Origin of the sequence: Parabacteroides sp. ASF519 (genome assembly GCF_000364265.2) — a bacterium.
Lineage (GTDB): Bacteria > Bacteroidota > Bacteroidia > Bacteroidales > Tannerellaceae > Parabacteroides > Parabacteroides goldsteinii.
Genome location: NZ_AQFV02000006.1, coordinates 1,990,842 through 2,009,058, shown reverse-complemented (window position 1 = coordinate 2,009,058; position 18,217 = coordinate 1,990,842). Strand labels below are relative to the sequence as shown.

Sequence of the window (18,217 nt, the reverse complement as noted above, 5' to 3'; positions counted from 1 at the left end):
TCTATTGTTTCTTAAATGGATTAACGGCAGACCTCCACCTGTTCGGTCCGGGTAATACCGTTTTCGTTATAAGTATCTATCGTGAAATAATAAGTAACACCTTTATTCAGGCTGCCGATCTCCAGCGAGGTCTCTCCCATCACCTGGAAATTACTATACAACTTGTCTTCGGCAATGCCATAACGGACAATATACCCCTGGGCATGCGGCACTTCGTTCCAGGCCAGGCTGACTATACACGGGTCTTCTTCATTCCGCTTAACCGTAAAGCCATTCACCGGACGGGGTTTGCTACCCAAACCGTTTCCGAATATCCTCAAATCGCGGACCGAGAGGTTGGACGATACGGTATATTCTTTATTCTGTAGTTTGATATAGCGCGCTTTGAACGGTTCTTCAAACTCGATATAATCGTGCGGGGTATCCGTCTTTTTCGTGCTGTAATCCACTACCGGATACCAGTCCTCCCCATTCACCGAGGCATAAATCACATAACTCTGGTAAACACCCGGAACGAAGCCCTTCTGTTTGGCCCCATATTCATCGAAATTGACCTGAATGGCATTGACAGACGAAAGATGTTGCAAATCCACCTGCAACCATTCCGTATCGTTGTTGGTAGCGGCAACCCAGGCCGTACGCGAATCCTCATCCACGATGTTCTCTGCCGGAAAACCATCCAACGTAGAGGAAGCCGTAACCGTCTTACCGTAAGAAAGCAGCATCCAGCCCGGCTGGAAACTATCGGAAGCCTGTCTTTTTTCCGTAGGTAAAAACATCGGATAGTCGCCGAGATAAGTATCCGTATAGAGATAGCCGTCTTTATCGAAACCCGCAGGATAGAAAGAGACGCGCCGTTCGAACATATGCCGGACGGAAATGGAATTGGTCGCCGCCTTCCAGTAATTTTCGCTGCCTACGGTAAACATACAGCCATGTCCGGCTCCCCCGATAAAGCCTGTCGGCTTATAAGAGACCGGACTGTTTTCCATATAGGTAAAAGGACCCGAGGGAGAGTCGCTGACATACGTTCCGTCGGCATACGATTTCCATTCGGTTCCGGGAGCGGCATATTGTAAATAATATTTCCCCTGATGAGCCGTCATCCAGGCTCCTTCGATATAAGGGCGGCGGGCAATTCGTTGTGCTCGCCTGTCCGTTCCCAGCCATATTCTTCTTTATTACTGTTGAAACAGGTAATCACTTCTGTCCGGGCCTCCAGGGTGTTCAGGTCCAAAACCTGTGCATAGATAGGGTCTACGGGCGAACAGCCGTAGTACATATAGAGATTATCCCCTTCCACATAAAAAGCAGGGTCCCAGTAAGACCAGATTTCCTTCACCGGTTCCCACTCGCCCGTTTCCGGTGCAGCCGAACGGTACAGCATGCCTTTTCCATGTGTAGAACCGACATAATAGAGATGGTCTTTATGTATAAAAAGCCCCGGTGCATAATCTTCTATCGGCAACACGGAATCGGTGATGAAGACATGTTTCCAATCCGTAAAATCCTCGGAATACCAGTAGCCGGACGACTTAGAGGCAAACAGGTAATATTTGTCTTTAAACGACACCACAACAGGGTCGGCAGCTTCGCGAATCCCCTCACCTCCATCTATTTTCATAAACCGGTAGTTGAGGTTGACCGGGTTACAAAAGGTTTTCGGAGACTGGGCAATCTTTGCCTTTATCGGATGAGTATCCTGGCAACCGATCAATAACGGTGCAATCAGAAAGGTTAGCAACAAACTTTTCATACTTCTTGTATAAATTACATCTTATTATTATGTTTTTCAAACATCTACTACTGCAAATATACAGACTATCAATTATATAAGCAATAAAAACACATACATTTATTGTACACACAACAACATCTATAACGTATCTTCTCCCTTCATTTCGAATACCAGTTCTCCTCCCTGTAATACTTCTTCGAAAGTAATATAGGTTCGCTTCAATTCCTCCCCGTTCAAAAAGACTTTATCGACATAGATATTGCTATCGGATAGATTCCTGGCCTTTATAATAAAATCCGCACCCGAAGGCAATTTGATCTTTGCATATTCAAACAAAGGAGCCCCCAACTCATATTGGCCGGAAACCGGGTCCATCGGATATAAACCTAAAGCACTAAAGACATACCAGGCACTCATCTGCCCCGTATCTTCATTCCCGCATATGCCATCCGGCGTATTATTATACAAGGTTGTCAGTACCTGATTGACATACTTCTGGGTTTTATATGGCTGCCCCACTTTATTATACATATAAATCGTATGATGACCGGGTTCGTTGCCATGGGCATATTGTCCGATCAGGCCGGAGATATCACCGGATACATCGTCGCCCTCCAATGCAGAAGACATCGTGAAAAGCGAATCCAGGCGGGCAGCCAACCGTTCCTTTCCGCCCATCAAAGCCGCCAACCCTTCCACATCGTGAGGAACAAAGAAAGACCACTGCCAGGCATTCCCCTCGCAATAATCATCCTTACGGTGCGAAGAGGCCAACGGAGCAAAAGGTGTACGCCATTTACCCTCTTTTGTCTTTCCCCTGACAAAGCAAATATCAGCATCAAATACATTTTTATAATTGAAAGACTGTTCATTGAAATAAGCAGCCTCTTCGCTTTTTCCTATCTGTTCGGCAAAACGTGCCAGCGCCCTATCGTCGAAAGCATATTCGAGCGTGCGGGCCACCGATTCCATTTCCATATCACAAGGTACGTAACCGTATTTCCTATAATTTTCCAATCCGACGAAATAGCCCATCGAATACCCGCACGTATCCTTCATCGCCGATTCGGTCATTGCTTTGAAAGCCAGTTCCGTATCGAAACCGATAATACCGTTCAAATAAGCGTTGGTAATTACGGGAAGCGAATGTATTCCGGTCATTTGATAATTCTCAATGCCCCACAACGTCCAGATAGGCAATTGACCGGCATACTTGTAATGTTCCAGCAATGTTTTTACATAGTCTTCGGCCACCTCCGGATGAAGCACCGAAAGAAGCGGGCAGGCCGCCCGGAACGTATCCCAAAAACCGATGACTCCCCCGTAATAATCGAACCCGTCCGTCTGATGAACCTGCCAATCCGGTCCCCTGAAACAATGATCCACATCAGAAAATAAAAACGGATACAGCATCACATTGTGTAAAGAAGTATAAAACAGTTCTTTCTTCTTACGGTCTGTCGTTTCGATTTCTATCTGCCCTAACACATCGTGCCACTTGCCGGCGGCCTCTTCGCGGATGGCATCAAATGTTTTATTTTTTGTCTCTGCCCAAAGATTCTTGGCAGCTCCCTGTGTATCCACCGAAGAGAGTGCCGTCCGGACCTCCAATTCGCCCGTATTACTCTCAAAAGTCAATAAAGCCTTTATGTTCGTTCCTTCCGCCGAAGTCATCCCTTCCAATCGCCGGTCGTCGACATATAAAACGCACTCTTTAATAGGGGAAGAAAAGGTGGAATAAAAATAAACCTGTTGCCCCGGCGTCCACCCGTTCGAGCAACGATATCCACGAACGGTATACGGATCAACCCATTCAAAAGCCGACGCATACACCGTATCGACATCATGCTCGCTTTGTATGGTACAAGCACTTTCCGAGCCATATTTTAAATCGACAATCACCGGTATCTCACCTTCAGAGGCATACGTATACCGCTGTAGGCCACAGCGCCGGGAAGCCGTCAGTTCAACCGTCAATTGTTTATCATATAAACCGACAGAATAATATCCGGGTTCGGCCTTCTCGTCTTTATGGGATAATACCGCCTGATACTGTTTTGAATAAAGTTCTTCGTCCGCCATACCGCTATTCAAAGGTAAGGGCATAAATAAGATATCCAGAAAATCGGCACATCCTCCGCCACTTTTATGCAGATGGCTGAAGCCCAGGATAGAGGGATCGTCATAATGATAGCCGGCACCATACGGACGCGTATCCGCTCCTATCTGCATCATCCCGAACGGAACAGACGCTACAGGAGCCACCCTTCCTTCCAAACCGGTCCCAATCCATTTATTTACATATTGATTATTACTGTCTGCCTCATTCCGGCAGGCAATCAGCAGGCAGAAAAGCAAGCCGCTTAACAGACGATAGCTAAAAGATGATGAAGAAATATACATAGATTATTATTTAAAAAGATTCAAGATTCAAACGACAAATAACACAATAGTGCCACTATGCATAGCACTATAGAGCTACTATATGTAACACTATAATGCTATCCTTAGTGGCACTACTGTGCTATTTTAATAACCCTTCGCCCGTTTCAGATCAAAGGTTTCCACACTTTTTCCATCGACAAGCCGATGAAGCGTCCAACTGTTACCGTCTGCGCCTGCTTCCAGCCGCCAATCATAGGACGGGTCGCGCAGGAGTTTCTTTATCGCACGAGGGAAAGCGTTGGCATGGCGGGCATCTTCCCAGGTGCGGATCGCAGCAAATATCTGATCTTTCTGCGGACAACTTTCCACGTCTTTCTGGTTGATCGCCAAGAAGTAAGTGGCCCCGTAACCGACCGAGATTGCCTGTACATGCTCATACTGCTCAACGGTAGAGGTATCTTTAATGGCAAAGTTTCCACCGAAAGAGACCGGGTAATAATTGGAATAAGTGACATCGCGCAAGTCTTTTCCCTGGCTGGTGGCACTACCCCACTCGCGGGTATCGATGTCATAGAGGTTACGTCCGCCACCGACATTCCATACACTCTGGTAATGCCACGAACCTTCCGACAGGGTAGCGCCGGAGAAACGGATATAAGGGACTCCCAACTCTTTCGCCCGACCGAACATTTTCCGGAAGAAACGTTTGGCGGAATAGTAACCGTGACCGTTATTGAACAGGAATTCCTGCCCGTCGAAGTCGTAAAGGGTCAAACCGCACAGATGGGATACATCGGCATAATATTCGGCGATCTTGTCCTGGAGGGCCAGATTCGGGATGATACCTTCGTAACCGTAATTGATGGTTACCTGCAATTTATAGACGGTATCATTTGCCTTATGTGCGGTTGGCTTGGTTCCCCAATAGCCTCTGGTCACATTCTTCAGGGTATAAGGGCCGTTTCGGAGACACCCAGGTAATGAATCAGTTCGCCGCCGATCTTTACCATGTTCAGATTTTCACAATGTCCTTCCCAGCTGGCTATTTCTTCCAGATAGGTAGGATCGTCCACAATGATAACGGTATCTTCGGGAGAAAGGTCTTTCATCAAGATGCGTTTCTGCTGATAACACAGGCTATCGCTCGGGACAGGGCTGGCATCCTTCGTGCCCGGTGCCAGTGAATTCGTTATATTGACACGTCCCAGCATGATGCCTTTCGCGGCCGCCATGTCGGCAAATTCACGGTGGGATTTGTTACCAGAGTGAAAGCGGAAAGGTTTCTTTTCCTGGTTCCTGCCGTCCAGATAACCTTCATTGGCACGGTCGGGACGCAAGAAGCCCTGGTCGTAGGCATGGATAGCCGGGAAACCGAGTTTGGCGGTATAGGAAATGATGCTGTCGTACTGGTTTCCGCTGGTCATAACATCGGGCGAATAGGCAGCTGGGTCTTTAATCCATTTCCCATTGACAGTCGGATGAGGCAATCCTTCGGACAGGACGATATCCTGTATCACGTCCATCAAAGCCGTGCTGTCGGGACTTCCCCACAAGGCGATGGAAGAACCGATAAAATCGACTCCCGGAATCGGCTCCACATCGATATGGTTCGGAATATTGGCCGGCATATTGGGTATCAGGGAATAATGAACCTGACGGCTTTTCGTACGGTCGCGCGACTGATAATTCAAAAAGATACGTCCCAGACTATCGACCATCGCGGCATTTCCGTACATGATGCGGTAATAAGGTTCTTTATTGGCATAGAAAGCGACGTCGCTGATACCGTTTCCGCCCAGTGTAAACACCTGTCCTTCATGCAGGCTATCCGGCAACGGGAAACGTTTCGCGTCGGGCGTGTGAATGATATATTGGAATGGAGCCGCATCCCCTTCTATATCGGCGGTACCGCCAATGGTATTGTCGTTGAGGGCAAGCATACCGATGCTGTAATTGACTACATCGCTGGTATCGCGGGCCACTCCGATGATTTCGCCCAACAGGTTGTCGATATTGGTATAATAGGAACCCCATTGGATGCAGTCGATGCCATTCCGGGGTTCGAGGCTGTTCAGGGTCAGTTTGAAATATTTATCGGCCGGTTGCAGGGTTATCGTTGCTACCGAACCGTTCGGGTATTCGAGGGTAAAGCAATCAGCCTCTGCATTATAAACGGCCTTTTGGGGCGTATAATACACTTTCTTTTCACTATCATAGAGCGACAACAACGGAGAGGGTTTGTCGGCAGGACTGAACTCGCGGTTCGGGGAGACAGTCGTATTCTTCATACTCGTGATATACCCCTTGTCGTTAATGCCGATACTGAAATAATCGGTCTGAAAATCCCATGTCTTTTCGGTCGTACAACCGAAAAGCGTCAAGGATACAGCCAGGAGAGAGAGACATTTCTTACACATATTATCCATATAAGGTATCATATTAATTTGTTTTCATTTTATAGTTTACCGTTTTACCGGCCTTTACCGTCACCTTGTCTTTCCATTGCAGGAAAGCGTTATCACCCAGAGGGCGGGAAGCCTGTTCCGCATTCTCGGCAAAGATTGTTACGGTGGCGTCATAGGCAGTAGGATTTGTAATTTGAAGAACCGTCTGCTTGTTGTTTTGCTTTACTATTTTCGCTTCCACATGGTCGAAGATGTACAACGAACCGAGGTCGGTACGCACATAAATACCGGGGATTTCCAACGCCATCAGGGCACCGTTCGTCTCGTTCCAACCCGTCTGTCCGCCGTCGCCACGTGAACCCCGGCTGTCGGCATCGCAATAGGTCAGACGTTCCGTAATCTTTCCATTCGGCTGGATACCTTCGGCATGCGCATGGATGACATCACGCAACAGTTCGGCATACGAGGCATCGCCGGTCGAGCGATACAATTTGAACAAGGCATCGCCGGACTGGGTACAGAAACCGGGAGCACCATGCTTATTCTGCGTACTGGCCCATACGGCTCCGGTCAGGTTTGCCCCCAACTTTGCCAGGGGAGTATTCTCCGGCAAGCGGTAAGGGAAAGAGACAGTCCAGGTGGCACACAGGTTTGCCAGGTCGGCCGACTGTTTCAGATATTGTTCCTTACCGGTTACTTCATACAATGTCATCAAGGAAGTCATCAAAGCAACTGCCGTCTCCGAATCCGCATTTTGCAGGATATCACCGCAACCACCGGAAGTAAAACCGACCAATGCGAAACTATCATAGTAATCTTTTGCCGCTTCACAAGCGACCTTCAGATAATCCGGATTATTATAATAGCCGGAGGCCAATGCCAGGCCGGCCACCGCCATGGCCCCACTGGTCGTATTGTAAACAGCGATATCGCCGGATTCTACGTCCAGGTAATTTCCCATGTCCCATGTTTCTTCCAGGTATTGACGAAGGCATCCGCCAGAAGCCGTACATTGGTTTCCCATTCTGGGTCGATAGCATTGGCTTTTTCCTGTTCTTTCAGCAACATAAACTGCTTAACCATCCAATACAGGATATCCCCGTTCTTACGGGTCAGTCCGACTCCCGGATGATTGGCGGCGGCATCCCGGGAAAAAGGCTTTCCGTCTGCTCCCAGCACATCATAATAATATCCGCTTTTCCCTTTGGCACGCGGCAAGGCGAAATCGAATGTGTTCTTTACTTTTTGCAGATGTTCCGCATCACCCAAAGCCAGCATCGGATACGTATTCATCAGGCCGCCTATCCAACCGTACGACATCCAATTGGCATTTTCCGGGCAATAGTATTGCCACTGGTCGCCGATATAGTAACGGTCATCGATATTTTTCACCATACGGGTCAACACTTCACTCATCGGCATCAGGTTGCGGGGCGCTTCTCCGCCCGCATGCGACTTACGGTCTTTCATGAAACGGGCCAGCAGTTCAGGTACATCTTTACAAGGGAAAGTCACTTCCGTTACCCGGATAACGATCTGATCGCCTTTCTTTACCTGTACGCCCCGGTCGGGACTTTTGCTGAAACCGATAAATTCAGGCTTCCGTTCACGTACCCCCGGAGCACTGATGATAAATGAAGCCACACTTCTGTCGGGAGTTTCCTCCACGATCAGGGCATGGTCCAACACCTGGTTATTCCAGTCTATACCCTGGTCGGTCAACAGGAATATACCCTTTTGTTTTGCCCGGTCCAGGATCGTGATAGCCGGAGTTGCCGTATTACTTATATTCACTTCCAGGCGGGAACCGGCACCATATTCCGGGGACAATTGAGGAATAGGGTTAGAGGTCAGTGCCAGATCTTTCCGACGGTAATCGGTATTATCCAGTCCGGTCGCATACGCACGGTTGACGATACGCTGCCGGTTTCCATTGTACACGGAAGAGGGAATCATCACGTAATTATCGCTCGTCCAGCCATATTGGTCGAAAGCAACGGCCACTCCGGCATCTTTCATATCCTGTTTGGCGGTAAAGGTGAAGGTATACGTTTTACCATCTTTCACCGCAGTCTGTTCCGTACGGACATCCCAATCGGTGGTCGTACTAACCTCCTTACTTTGCTTTAACTCTGCTTCATTGTATGTACACTCCAGTAAACGAATAGGCTTATTCGCATTCTTTACTTCCGGAAGCCATGAAGCTTGTTGTGCAATGACACCAACATGAGCTCCCGACAAAAGACAAAGAGCACATATAAAAACACACTTGTATAGATTCATATCAAACCTGATTATTACTTTAAACGCATTTTACAAATTCCACTTATCGACTAACAACTATCTCCCAATAAGATTACCATTCTATAATAAATACACCTACCACTCCGGTAAGATTTATATGCAACAGTCTTTTTTTACATTTTTAAGGTTCAAACCGACCTAATTTCGTTTGTTCGGCTATTTACATTACTCCTCTATTAAAAACCAAGAAGTACCCTGTGCTGTTACAGATACCGGAAGAAGTAAATTTCCGTTCTGATCCAACGGGTAATTCTTTTTAGAGCCATCGGAGGTTATAATCGTTACTTTTCCTTTCAATCCGGTATAATACAACGGAAGACGCATTTCTTTCGTTATATCGCGGTCGGTCGGATTAAAGACGATAACCATCCCTTTGTGTTTGATAAACGGATTTACATGCATCATGCAATCCAAATCGCGTCCGGTCGGTCGGCTGACATGAATAATATCCGACGTAAGAATATCACGGTACTCTTTAAACCAGTTAATCCATTTAGATACCAACTGTTTTGTCTCCGGGGTATCGTATAAACGATTTCCACGGATAGTCAGATGGCAACCACTTCCCAGAAACTGAATCAATTGTTGCTCATAACGGTCCAGATTTTCGCATAACGGTTCCAGACCGACACGCGGATCATTCGTATAGAAACCGACTAACTGCAAGGTCATCCACCCCATAGGCGGTATCTTATGCCAGGTTCCGTCATAGATATACTGACGTCCTAATAATAACTGCTGTTGCGGAGTCAGGTTAGCACTCGCTTCACGATATCCCATTCCTGTCGAACATTGTCCGTTCAGGAAATACCAGTCGGGAATAGGTATATACATGCCTCTGCGCTGTAATTCATGGATCACTTCCACCTGCGTTTTCCACTATTGCCACTGTGAATCCTCCAAGCCGGCATGATGCAGGTGGACGGTTGAAGCACAAGGGTCGCCATGATACGGGCCATCCATATTGTAAGTCATAAAACCCGTCTTATCGAAGAACTCCCACATCTTCGGATAATAGGTATCTTTCCACTGGCTGGCAATACAAACACTTTGTCCGAAAAGACTACCCGGTTTTCCCGTCTCCGGATGGATGCAATCCACCTCTTTTCCTCGTCCGCGGGAAGCGACCTGCAACTCATAACCACCCATGACAATACCCCGTTTTTTGGCATAAGAAGCGACTCTACGCCATAATTGCACATAAGCAGAATCCAGATTATCATGGCTGACACCCGGCCACGCCTGAATATCCAGCTGTTCAAGTCCCAATTCCGACATCTGGTCGATGAAAGACTTCAGTTTCTCCTCATCGTGAGAGGTAATACCTCCCGCAATCAACGATTCGGTTGTCTGGGGAGCCAGTTTCTTATACATCCGGCGATGTCCCAACGATTGCCTTTCACGATCGTCGCTATCCTGCAACAACTCGAAAGTGATATAAGATTTGAACGGGCTATCCTTGCCTATCCGGGTATTGGGCCCCATCGGCAATGTGCTTATCAACAGATTATGATGAGGAAATCCTAAAAACTTATCCTCCGCCTGATTGTGGCTGGCCCAGGTATTATACTCCTTATCCACCATCCATCTGGTCGTAGAACTGCCGACATGGTAGATTTTGGGAGTTCCGGCATAATGCATCAGTGCACTGCCTTCTATATCGGCATTCACCAGTGCAAAAGAGAAATCGCTTTCGACATGGATGCGTTTTACCTGGTCCTGATTAACAGCCAATACCTCGCATTCCATATCATTCAGCACTATATTCGTATCATTTTCGTTGATAACTTCAATCCATTTTGCCATAACCGGCAAACCCTGATAAATCTCATAAATGACTTTCACTTTTACATCCTTTACGGCGGGCATGTTCCCTGTCGGGACAAATGTCATTTCCATACGCAACCCTTTGGCGGGCCAATCGGTAGAAACAGCATTAAACTTCCGGGTCCATGGGTAACGTTCCAGCGGCATTCCTGTTTCCACCTTTTCCAATGTAAATGCCAGGTCGGATGCTTCCAGTTGCGGATACCAGCTATCCAGTAAATAGGATAACTCCGGCTGTTCTTTCAGCCCTCCGACTTCATACCATACACTGTCGATACATACACGGGCTTCGGGTTTTACGGCCCGAAGATACTCCGCTTCGTTGGAATGATTCTTATACCCCACACAAGCCAGGTTCTCACCGACATAAAAAGTACGGGAAATCAGTCCGTTGTTCAGTTGAAACATCGAAGTCACTCCATCGTCCGACTTCTGCACGTACCTACGGCATTGGCTTTCTACGGGTTCAATCAACCAATCTTTTTGTTGGCGGAGATTCGGCAATTCCGATACGATTTCCTTACCCGCCCCCTCTTGTTCCAGTTGGCGAACCAGGGATTGTCGCTCAGCCAGACGCTGTTTGCTTTGTTCCTTTATCTTCTTGTAATCCAATAAAAAATCAGAGTCAGGGTCAAACTTCCCTGCGGTAAACGTACTATATCTGACCTCATATATTTCACCATAGAATGCCTCCTTTCCTTCTTCAGATACAGCAATCGAGAAGTTGGAAGCAATCGCCTTGGTAGGATTAAAGATACCGGTCTTCTTTCCGTTCAGCCATACGGAACCTTTCTCGCCATCCACTACCATTGCCAGATGGGTCCATACATCTTCGGCAACCTCGCCGATAGTCACAACACCGGAACTTCCGGAGATTAATTGCCATTTATCTCCTTTTCGGACAATTACATATCCTTCTTTTCCGTTACCATTAGCCACAACAACCTGGGACGAATGCTTCTTCTGCTCTCTTTGCCTATTATGACGCGGCTTCACCCACACTTCCAGCATTTGATTCTCCGCAGGTGTTCCAAATGGATTCGCCAATCTGTAACCATCCCCGTCACCATTGAATAAAAGACCTCCTTCTCCCTTCATTTTTTTGTTACCGGGAGCATCGGCATAGAAAACAGGACGGCCTAAAGCGGTTAGCTCTCCCGTTCCGGTTACCGGTTTTAATTTATCGGGAGCCACCGCATAGGTCACATTTCCCGATTTACCGAAATTATAATGTACGACAGGTTTGACCTTCGCTTCTGCGAAAAAACATAGGACGACTAATGCTACTGTTAATGTTGTTCTCTTTATTTTCATTGGTATATACTTTATGTACAGATTTAACAACGCAAATATAAAAGTTGCTATCTCTATTAAAAAATAGCAAATAACTGCTAAATCAGTGGATTATTATTGCTTACTGATGTCACACTTGAAAATATCCCATTTCTCCCGATACGGTAGTTTAATTAATAGATCAAATAACTGGCAGGTTCAAACTTGCTCAATTCTATGTTTAAATACACCATTTTGTATCTTGACTGGATTTCCATTGGGAACGCCTCTCAAATTCACAGGTTGTGCCACTCCATCTCTCTTTACCGGCAAAGAGATTTCACAGAGACCACTTTCACCGCTTTGTTCCCATACACGCAATAATTTGCCACCACCGTCAGGATTATTGCCATAAGCCGTTAACAGTACTCCTTTACGGGATATTTTCACGCCTTCGTTCATTATCGGCAATTTACCGGCAGGACAGGTGGCGATTCCGACCTGCAAAGGCAGACGGGTTTCCCATGCGGGAGTTATTAAACCGGACTCATCATCTGCATTCTTCGGGTTCACCCATAGACGGACTTCCGAAGTCAGGTTGCCATTCCAAAAAGAAGCAAAGTTTGTATTCCAACGATTATTAAACAAGTTGAAGTACACATGCGACCGGGGATTTTCATAGGTATCGGCATAATGCATAAAATCCAAATCGCCCAAAACAAATGCAGGTGCATCTATCGGGCAAACACCAACGGAATACTCCTCATCTTTTATCATTATTCCCGAATTGGACCAGATATAATTAAACTGGCTGCCTTCTATCAAATCTTTGGCCGGATCGACAACCGAACCGATACGTCCAACCCGATATTCCGGAGATTTTGTTTTAAACGGCAATGCAATCCATCCGGCTTCAGGTTCTTCCGTTGCCGGCTTATTGATTACGGAAAGTTTCACATCTATACAAGGCATATTCTCGTAAAGCGTCACGGTCAGGCCAGCCGTATGTTTTTCCTCTCCGACAAATGCAGAAGGAGTTAACACGCCACGGATGGATGACTTATGGTACTCCACATGAAATTCCATATCCCGGGGAGATTCATGTATGCCTTTTGTCCGTTCATCCAAATAGGTACTTTTACCTGTTATCTGATAATGAGAATTTTTGTATTTGTCATATATATATTCTTTCAGATAGCGGTATGATTGCTCTTTGTCGTATCTTTCATACACATAAGAGCCAAAACCATTTTCAGACTGGTCATCCACTAATTCCCGCTTGTTTGTCTTATCCCAGATACTCCTGATGCATCCTTTCTTTTTGTCAAATGAGACTTTGTACCATTTGTTCTCTATATAATTAGCCTGTTCTTCCCCTTTTAATGAGTTTTCGACTTGGGCAGGTGACTCATCTGTCAGGATATATGTCTTATAGCCATTTGCCGGTATACCTTCGGCGAAGAAAGTACCCAGGCGTTTTGAATCGGCACCATACACTTTCAGGTCATAGATACGACCGGTCCCCACTTCTTTCACATAAGCCTCTTTGATAGAACCTTGTGACGGTAATACAAAATTCACCATCCCTCCACGTTCCCATGGAAGCGGATTGTATACAACGAAACGGAAACCTTCCTGAGCAACATTCTCTGTCAACGTAGCAAGTTCATTCTCCAGTTCCGGCCGCAAAGCCTGCTCAGCATCTTCAATATACCCGATATGTTCTTTCCATGACTCTTTCATCCGGGCATACGCAGGGTCCAAACCGGTAACATACATCTTATACCAGTCTTTGCCGGTTAAGCCGGGAACAAAATGCTGGTTGGCAAGTCCCCAGGTATGTTCGCCGTACATCAGGCTTTTATCATATATATAAGCCAAGTCTTCATCAATTTCGTAAGGCATGATTCCCCATTCCTTTTCCTGTGTATGCAAAGTTTCCAGCAAAGGCATCAGGGGACGTACTCTTCTTGCAGTCCGGGTTGCCTGCGGATTAGACATTACGCCATGTACCCAACTGTCAGACATATCTCCACGTACCACCGGCAACTCGGGATTCTCAGCAAAAACAGCTTCTGCAAAATCAGCATTATTTCCCTATTCTTATACCAGCTAAACTAAATCATATATTATGAGTCGATTCACAGATATGTTATAGTTTTCCGCCATTTAGCCAAATATCTAAATAAATCTGACAAAAAATACATTTACATATTTGCGACTTTGCTTATTTTTGAATATTCCAGAAAATAAGAAAAACACATATGCAAAAACAAATGAAATCACTGATTATCGCTCTTACCTGCATGACTATGCCGGTTATGGCGCAAAAGACCGATCTGGTAAACCCGATCATCGGAACAAACGGGATGGGACATACATTTCCTGGTGCCTGCGCCCCATTCGGCATCGTACAAGTAAGTCCTGATACCGATACCATTCCTCACAACATCAACGGTGTCTATCAACCTCGCGTGTATGAATACTGTGCAGGCTACCAACATAAGGACAGTTCCATCGTCGGCTTCAGCCATACGCATTTCAGTGGAACAGGACATTCCGACCTCGGCGATATCCTGTTGATGCCTTTCACCGGGAAATTGCAGATCAATCCCGGTACGGCCGATAATCCGGACAGCGGCTATCGTTCCCGATTCAGCCATGATACCGAAATATCCCGTCCGGGCTACTACGAAGTGTTACTGGTTGACAACCAGATCAAAGTGCAACTGACGGCAACCGAACGGACCGGTATTCATAAATACACCTATCCAACCGATCAAAAGAAGCAACTGATACTCGACCTCAATCACGGTATCTACAATTACGACGGTAAGGTATTGTGGGCGAATCTACGGGTCGAAAACGACACATTGGTTACCGGTTACCGCATCACTAATGGATGGAGCCGTGTAAACTATACCTATTTTGCAATCTCGTTCTCCCAGCCGATCATCCATTACGGATATATAGATCGGGAAAAGGTCAACTACCCAGGTGGTTTCCGACGTTTCAAGACAGCAGAAAACTTTCCCGAAATCGGCGGACGCAAAGTTGTTTCTTATTTCGAGTTCAAAGAAGGAAATACCCCACTTGAAATCAAAGTGGCACTTTCGGCTGTCGGAACAGACGGAGCCGTAAAGAACCTGCAAGCAGAGGTTAGCGGTAAATCATTTGATACGATCCACCAGGAAACGAACGAAAAATGGGAAAACGCACTGTCCATCATTGATGCGAAGGGCAGTAACGACCAGCTAGCCATGCTTTATACCTCTTTGTACCATACGATGATCAACCCGTCTATTTATATGGATGTCGACGGAAAATACCGAGGGATCGACCACAATATACACCAGGCTGAAGGCTTTACAAACTACACCGTATTTTCAGTCTGGGACACATACCGAGCTTTGCATCCATTATTCAACATCATCAAACGAGATGTCAGCACGGACCTTGTGAAATCGATGCTCACCCATTACAACCAAAGTGTGCATCACCTGCTTCCAGTCTGGTCGCACATGGGAAACGAAAACTGGTGTATGATCGGTTATCACTCAGTTTCAGTCCTAGCCGACGCCATCACCAAAGGTTTACCGATCAACAAACAAGAGGCAATCAAGGCGATGGTCAGCAGTTCAAACATCCCGTATTATGATCACACGGATGAATATAAACAATTAGGATATGTTCCTTTCGACAAATCCTCCACTTCCGCCTCCATCACGTTGGAGAATGCATATGAAGACTGGACGATCTATCATACAGCTCTCTTATTAGGAGACAAACAGATTGCCAATACTTACAAGAAACGTGCCCTCTCCTACCAGAACGTGTTTAAACCCAGTCTTGGTTTCGCTTGTCCACGATACAAAGACGGTAGCTGGAAGGAGAATATCGACCTACTCAGCACACACGGACAAGGTTTTATCGAGGGAAATGCCTGGAACTATTCTTTCTATGTTCCGCAGGCTCCGTCCGATCTGATCCGGTTGATGGGAGGTAACCACTGCTTTATCAAGAAACTGGACTCCTTGTTCACCATGCATCTACCGGATAAGTTTTTTTCCAAAACTGAAGATGTGACACGCGAAGGTCTACTCGGCACTTATGTTCACGGCAACGAACCAAGTCACCACATTCCTTATTTATATAGTTGGACTACCGAACCGTGGAAGGCACAATACTGGATTCGTGAGATCATGAACCGTATGTACCGCAACAATATCGACGGCTTATGCGGCAACGACGACTGCGGTCAGATGTCCGCTTGGTACATCTTCTCGGCTATGGGATTCTATCCGGTATGTCCAGGAACCGACCAGTATGTCATTGGAGCTCCTTACCTCTCTTATATGAAGGTAAACCTGGAAAACGGAAAAGCATTTACAATCAGAGCGGATAAAGTCAACGACAAGAACCGTTACATCAAATCTGTCACCCTGAACGGTAAACCTTACAAAAAGGCGTATATCACCCACCAAGACATCATGAACGGAGGCGAACTTGTCTTCCAGATGGCATCGAGCCCTAATAAGAAAAGGCTGTTTACGGAAGATGAAAAAGCATATTCACTGAAAAATTAATTACATATCATATGAAATCACTTATAATTAACTATCTCTCAATTCTTTTCTGTGTACAAGTATTCTTTGCCTGTACACCCGATGTAAAAAAAACATCAGAACGGACATTTCGAATTATCCACAACAATGATGGTTCAGATCTTTTAGGAAACCGTTGGTTCAAATACCGTCCACTTACGCTCGCCGATCTGGACTCCAGTGTTGACATGGTAGCAAACTCACAGGTCACAACCTATATGATGTGTTCTGGTAGCGATTTCTTCTATACCCGATCCAAATATGGGCACGTAATGGGAGACGATCTAAACGGAACGTTGGATTGCGGTTGTGACACGGCTCAATATAACTCTTTCCGCCAATACTATCTGAATCACCTGGCTTTGGAAAAAGAAGGTACAGATATTATTGACCACACCCTAAGAAGAGCCAAGGCAAAAGGAATGGAAACATTTATTACTTACCGAATGAACGACCTTCATTTCAATGATACGACAACACATTGCCCTATCTTATACACCGATTTCTGGATTCAACATCCGGAATACTGGCTGAACGACACAACACAAGGTTACAACAGTGCTGGAGCTCTCGACTTCACAATAAAAGAAGTACGTGATCGTAAACTAGCAATTATTACGGAACAATTGGAAAACTATAGCGATATAATCGACGGATATGATCTCGACTTCATGCGTTTTATCGTTTACTTCAAATCAGGAACCGGACCTCAGAACGCACCACTTATGACACAATTAGTAAAAGATATCCGACAAAAAGTGGATGAAACTTCGATTAAACAAGGTAGAAAAATCCTGCTCTCTGCACGTGTAGCGCCTACGGTCGAACAAAACATGATGAAAGGACTGGATATACGTGAATGGCTTCGCCTCGGACTACTGGACTTCATCAGTACAGGTGTTCATTGGAGAGGAGACCCTGCCATGCCGGTAGCCCAATTCCGAAAAGAATTAGGGGAAGACCTCAATATTCCGTTCTATAGCTCGATCGACGATGGAGGATACCGTCCCCGAGAACCTTGGTCACACGGTATGCACAGGGGCATGTGTTCTCACATTCTCTCACAAGGGGCAGACGGAATCTACCTGTTCAATTATTATTTCGGCGCGTTTAATACCGAACATGATGGGAAACTGTACTTAGAAGATGGCGACCAAGTTTGCCGAGTCATGATGCCGGAGCTACTTCAGGAATTAGGTTCACTGGAGACATTGAAAGGACGTAATAAAATCTATATGTTGTCAAACGTTGGTAATGAATATAAAATAAATCACAACTCCCCACTCCCTCTAAAAATAAAGAATGGAGAACAAAAAGATGTAGATATTTACATTGGTGACGCTGTAGAAGAAGGCTATCCGGAAGAAGTAATCCTATTCATCCGTACCAGTCATCCGATAACTTGCAAACTGACAGTAAATGGGAAAACGGTTGAAAAAGAAATGCCAACCTACGTTCACTTGTACGACAAAGAACGTGGCCTAGAAGGGAAAGAAAAAGATTATGCCTTTATCTTGCCAGAAAAAGTTCTCAAGCAAGGATATAACCGCATCGGCTTCCAGTCTGAAAAAGATAAAATATTCACTGTTAAACGGGTTGAGATTGCTCTCAAATATGGAGATGTGAAAACACACGGATATTTCTAAAGTTATCTTTATCACGAAAATAAAAAAATTCAGTAA

12 protein-coding genes are annotated in these 18,217 nt (G+C 45.8%); 2 read left to right on the top strand and 10 right to left on the bottom strand.

The window, feature by feature from the left end; translation table 11 throughout:
• Positions 1-20 precede the first annotated feature (20 nt).
• The 10 genes from C825_RS07715 to C825_RS07670 all read right to left on the bottom strand — a co-directional run bounded on the left by C825_RS07715 (position 21) and on the right by C825_RS07670 (position 13,974).
• Complete coding sequence (locus C825_RS07715) at positions 21-1,106, bottom strand: discoidin domain-containing protein (protein WP_250690571.1); 1,086 nt, start codon at positions 1,104-1,106, stop codon at positions 21-23.
• Positions 1,103-1,756 (bottom strand): glycoside hydrolase family protein, encoded by a 654-nt coding sequence (locus C825_RS07710; protein ID WP_250690570.1) that lies wholly within the window; start codon positions 1,754-1,756, stop codon positions 1,103-1,105. Before C825_RS07710 ends, C825_RS07715 begins: the two co-directional genes overlap by 4 nt.
• A gap of 120 nt (positions 1,757-1,876) precedes the next feature.
• Positions 1,877-4,141 (bottom strand): GH92 family glycosyl hydrolase, encoded by a 2,265-nt coding sequence (locus tag C825_RS07705; protein WP_010802052.1) that lies wholly within the window; start codon positions 4,139-4,141, stop codon positions 1,877-1,879.
• 126 nt (positions 4,142-4,267) lie between these two features.
• Positions 4,268-5,062 carry a hypothetical protein gene (locus C825_RS07700; RefSeq protein ID WP_250690569.1) on the bottom strand — a complete coding sequence of 265 codons (795 nt, stop codon included), beginning with the start codon at positions 5,060-5,062 and terminating at the stop codon, positions 4,268-4,270.
• A 5-nt stretch (positions 5,063-5,067) separates the two neighbouring features.
• Positions 5,068-6,561: a hypothetical protein gene (locus tag C825_RS07695; protein WP_250690568.1), complete on the bottom strand. Its 1,494-nt coding sequence runs from the start codon at positions 6,559-6,561 to the stop codon at positions 5,068-5,070.
• 1 nt (position 6,562) lies between these two features.
• The gene (locus C825_RS07690) at positions 6,563-7,489 is read right to left on the bottom strand and encodes a hypothetical protein (RefSeq protein ID WP_250690567.1); all 927 of its coding nucleotides are present in this window, start codon (positions 7,487-7,489) and stop codon (positions 6,563-6,565) included.
• Entirely contained in the window at positions 7,468-8,811 is a 1,344-nt protein-coding gene (locus C825_RS07685) for a hypothetical protein (protein ID WP_250690566.1), read from the bottom strand. Before C825_RS07685 ends, C825_RS07690 begins: the two co-directional genes overlap by 22 nt.
• Before the next feature lie 186 nt (positions 8,812-8,997).
• Complete coding sequence (locus C825_RS07680; protein WP_010802049.1) at positions 8,998-9,693, bottom strand: hypothetical protein; 696 nt, start codon at positions 9,691-9,693, stop codon at positions 8,998-9,000.
• Positions 9,694-9,711: 18 nt separating this feature from the next.
• Positions 9,712-11,973: a LamG-like jellyroll fold domain-containing protein gene (locus C825_RS07675; protein ID WP_010802048.1), complete on the bottom strand. Its 2,262-nt coding sequence runs from the start codon at positions 11,971-11,973 to the stop codon at positions 9,712-9,714.
• 177 nt (positions 11,974-12,150) lie between these two features.
• Positions 12,151-13,974 (bottom strand): glycoside hydrolase family 38 C-terminal domain-containing protein, encoded by a 1,824-nt coding sequence (locus tag C825_RS07670; protein ID WP_135033530.1) that lies wholly within the window; start codon positions 13,972-13,974, stop codon positions 12,151-12,153.
• Between the two features lie 221 nt (positions 13,975-14,195).
• Between C825_RS07670 and C825_RS07665 the strand changes: the two genes are divergently transcribed.
• The gene (locus C825_RS07665; RefSeq protein WP_010802046.1) at positions 14,196-16,517 is read left to right on the top strand and encodes a GH92 family glycosyl hydrolase; all 2,322 of its coding nucleotides are present in this window, start codon (positions 14,196-14,198) and stop codon (positions 16,515-16,517) included.
• 11 nt (positions 16,518-16,528) lie between these two features.
• A complete protein-coding gene (locus C825_RS07660; protein WP_010802045.1) occupies positions 16,529-18,181 on the top strand; it encodes a glycoside hydrolase family protein in 1,653 nt (550 codons plus the stop codon).
• Positions 18,182-18,217 lie beyond the last annotated feature (36 nt).

Coding starts and splice junctions, on each gene's coding strand:
- C825_RS07690 (WP_250690567.1), bottom strand. CDS start 7,489: ATGGGAAATTACCTGGACGTAGAATCCGGCGATATCGCTGTTTACAAT.
- C825_RS07715 (WP_250690571.1), bottom strand. CDS start 1,106: ATGACGGCTCATCAGGGGAAATATTATTTACAATATGCCGCTCCCGGA.
- C825_RS07710 (WP_250690570.1), bottom strand. CDS start 1,756: ATGAAAAGTTTGTTGCTAACCTTTCTGATTGCACCGTTATTGATCGGT.
- C825_RS07695 (WP_250690568.1), bottom strand. CDS start 6,561: ATGATACCTTATATGGATAATATGTGTAAGAAATGTCTCTCTCTCCTG.
- C825_RS07665 (WP_010802046.1), top strand. CDS start 14,196: ATGCAAAAACAAATGAAATCACTGATTATCGCTCTTACCTGCATGACT.
- C825_RS07685 (WP_250690566.1), bottom strand. CDS start 8,811: ATGAATCTATACAAGTGTGTTTTTATATGTGCTCTTTGTCTTTTGTCG.
- C825_RS07660 (WP_010802045.1), top strand. CDS start 16,529: ATGAAATCACTTATAATTAACTATCTCTCAATTCTTTTCTGTGTACAA.
- C825_RS07705 (WP_010802052.1), bottom strand. CDS start 4,141: ATGTATATTTCTTCATCATCTTTTAGCTATCGTCTGTTAAGCGGCTTG.
- C825_RS07675 (WP_010802048.1), bottom strand. CDS start 11,973: ATGAAAATAAAGAGAACAACATTAACAGTAGCATTAGTCGTCCTATGT.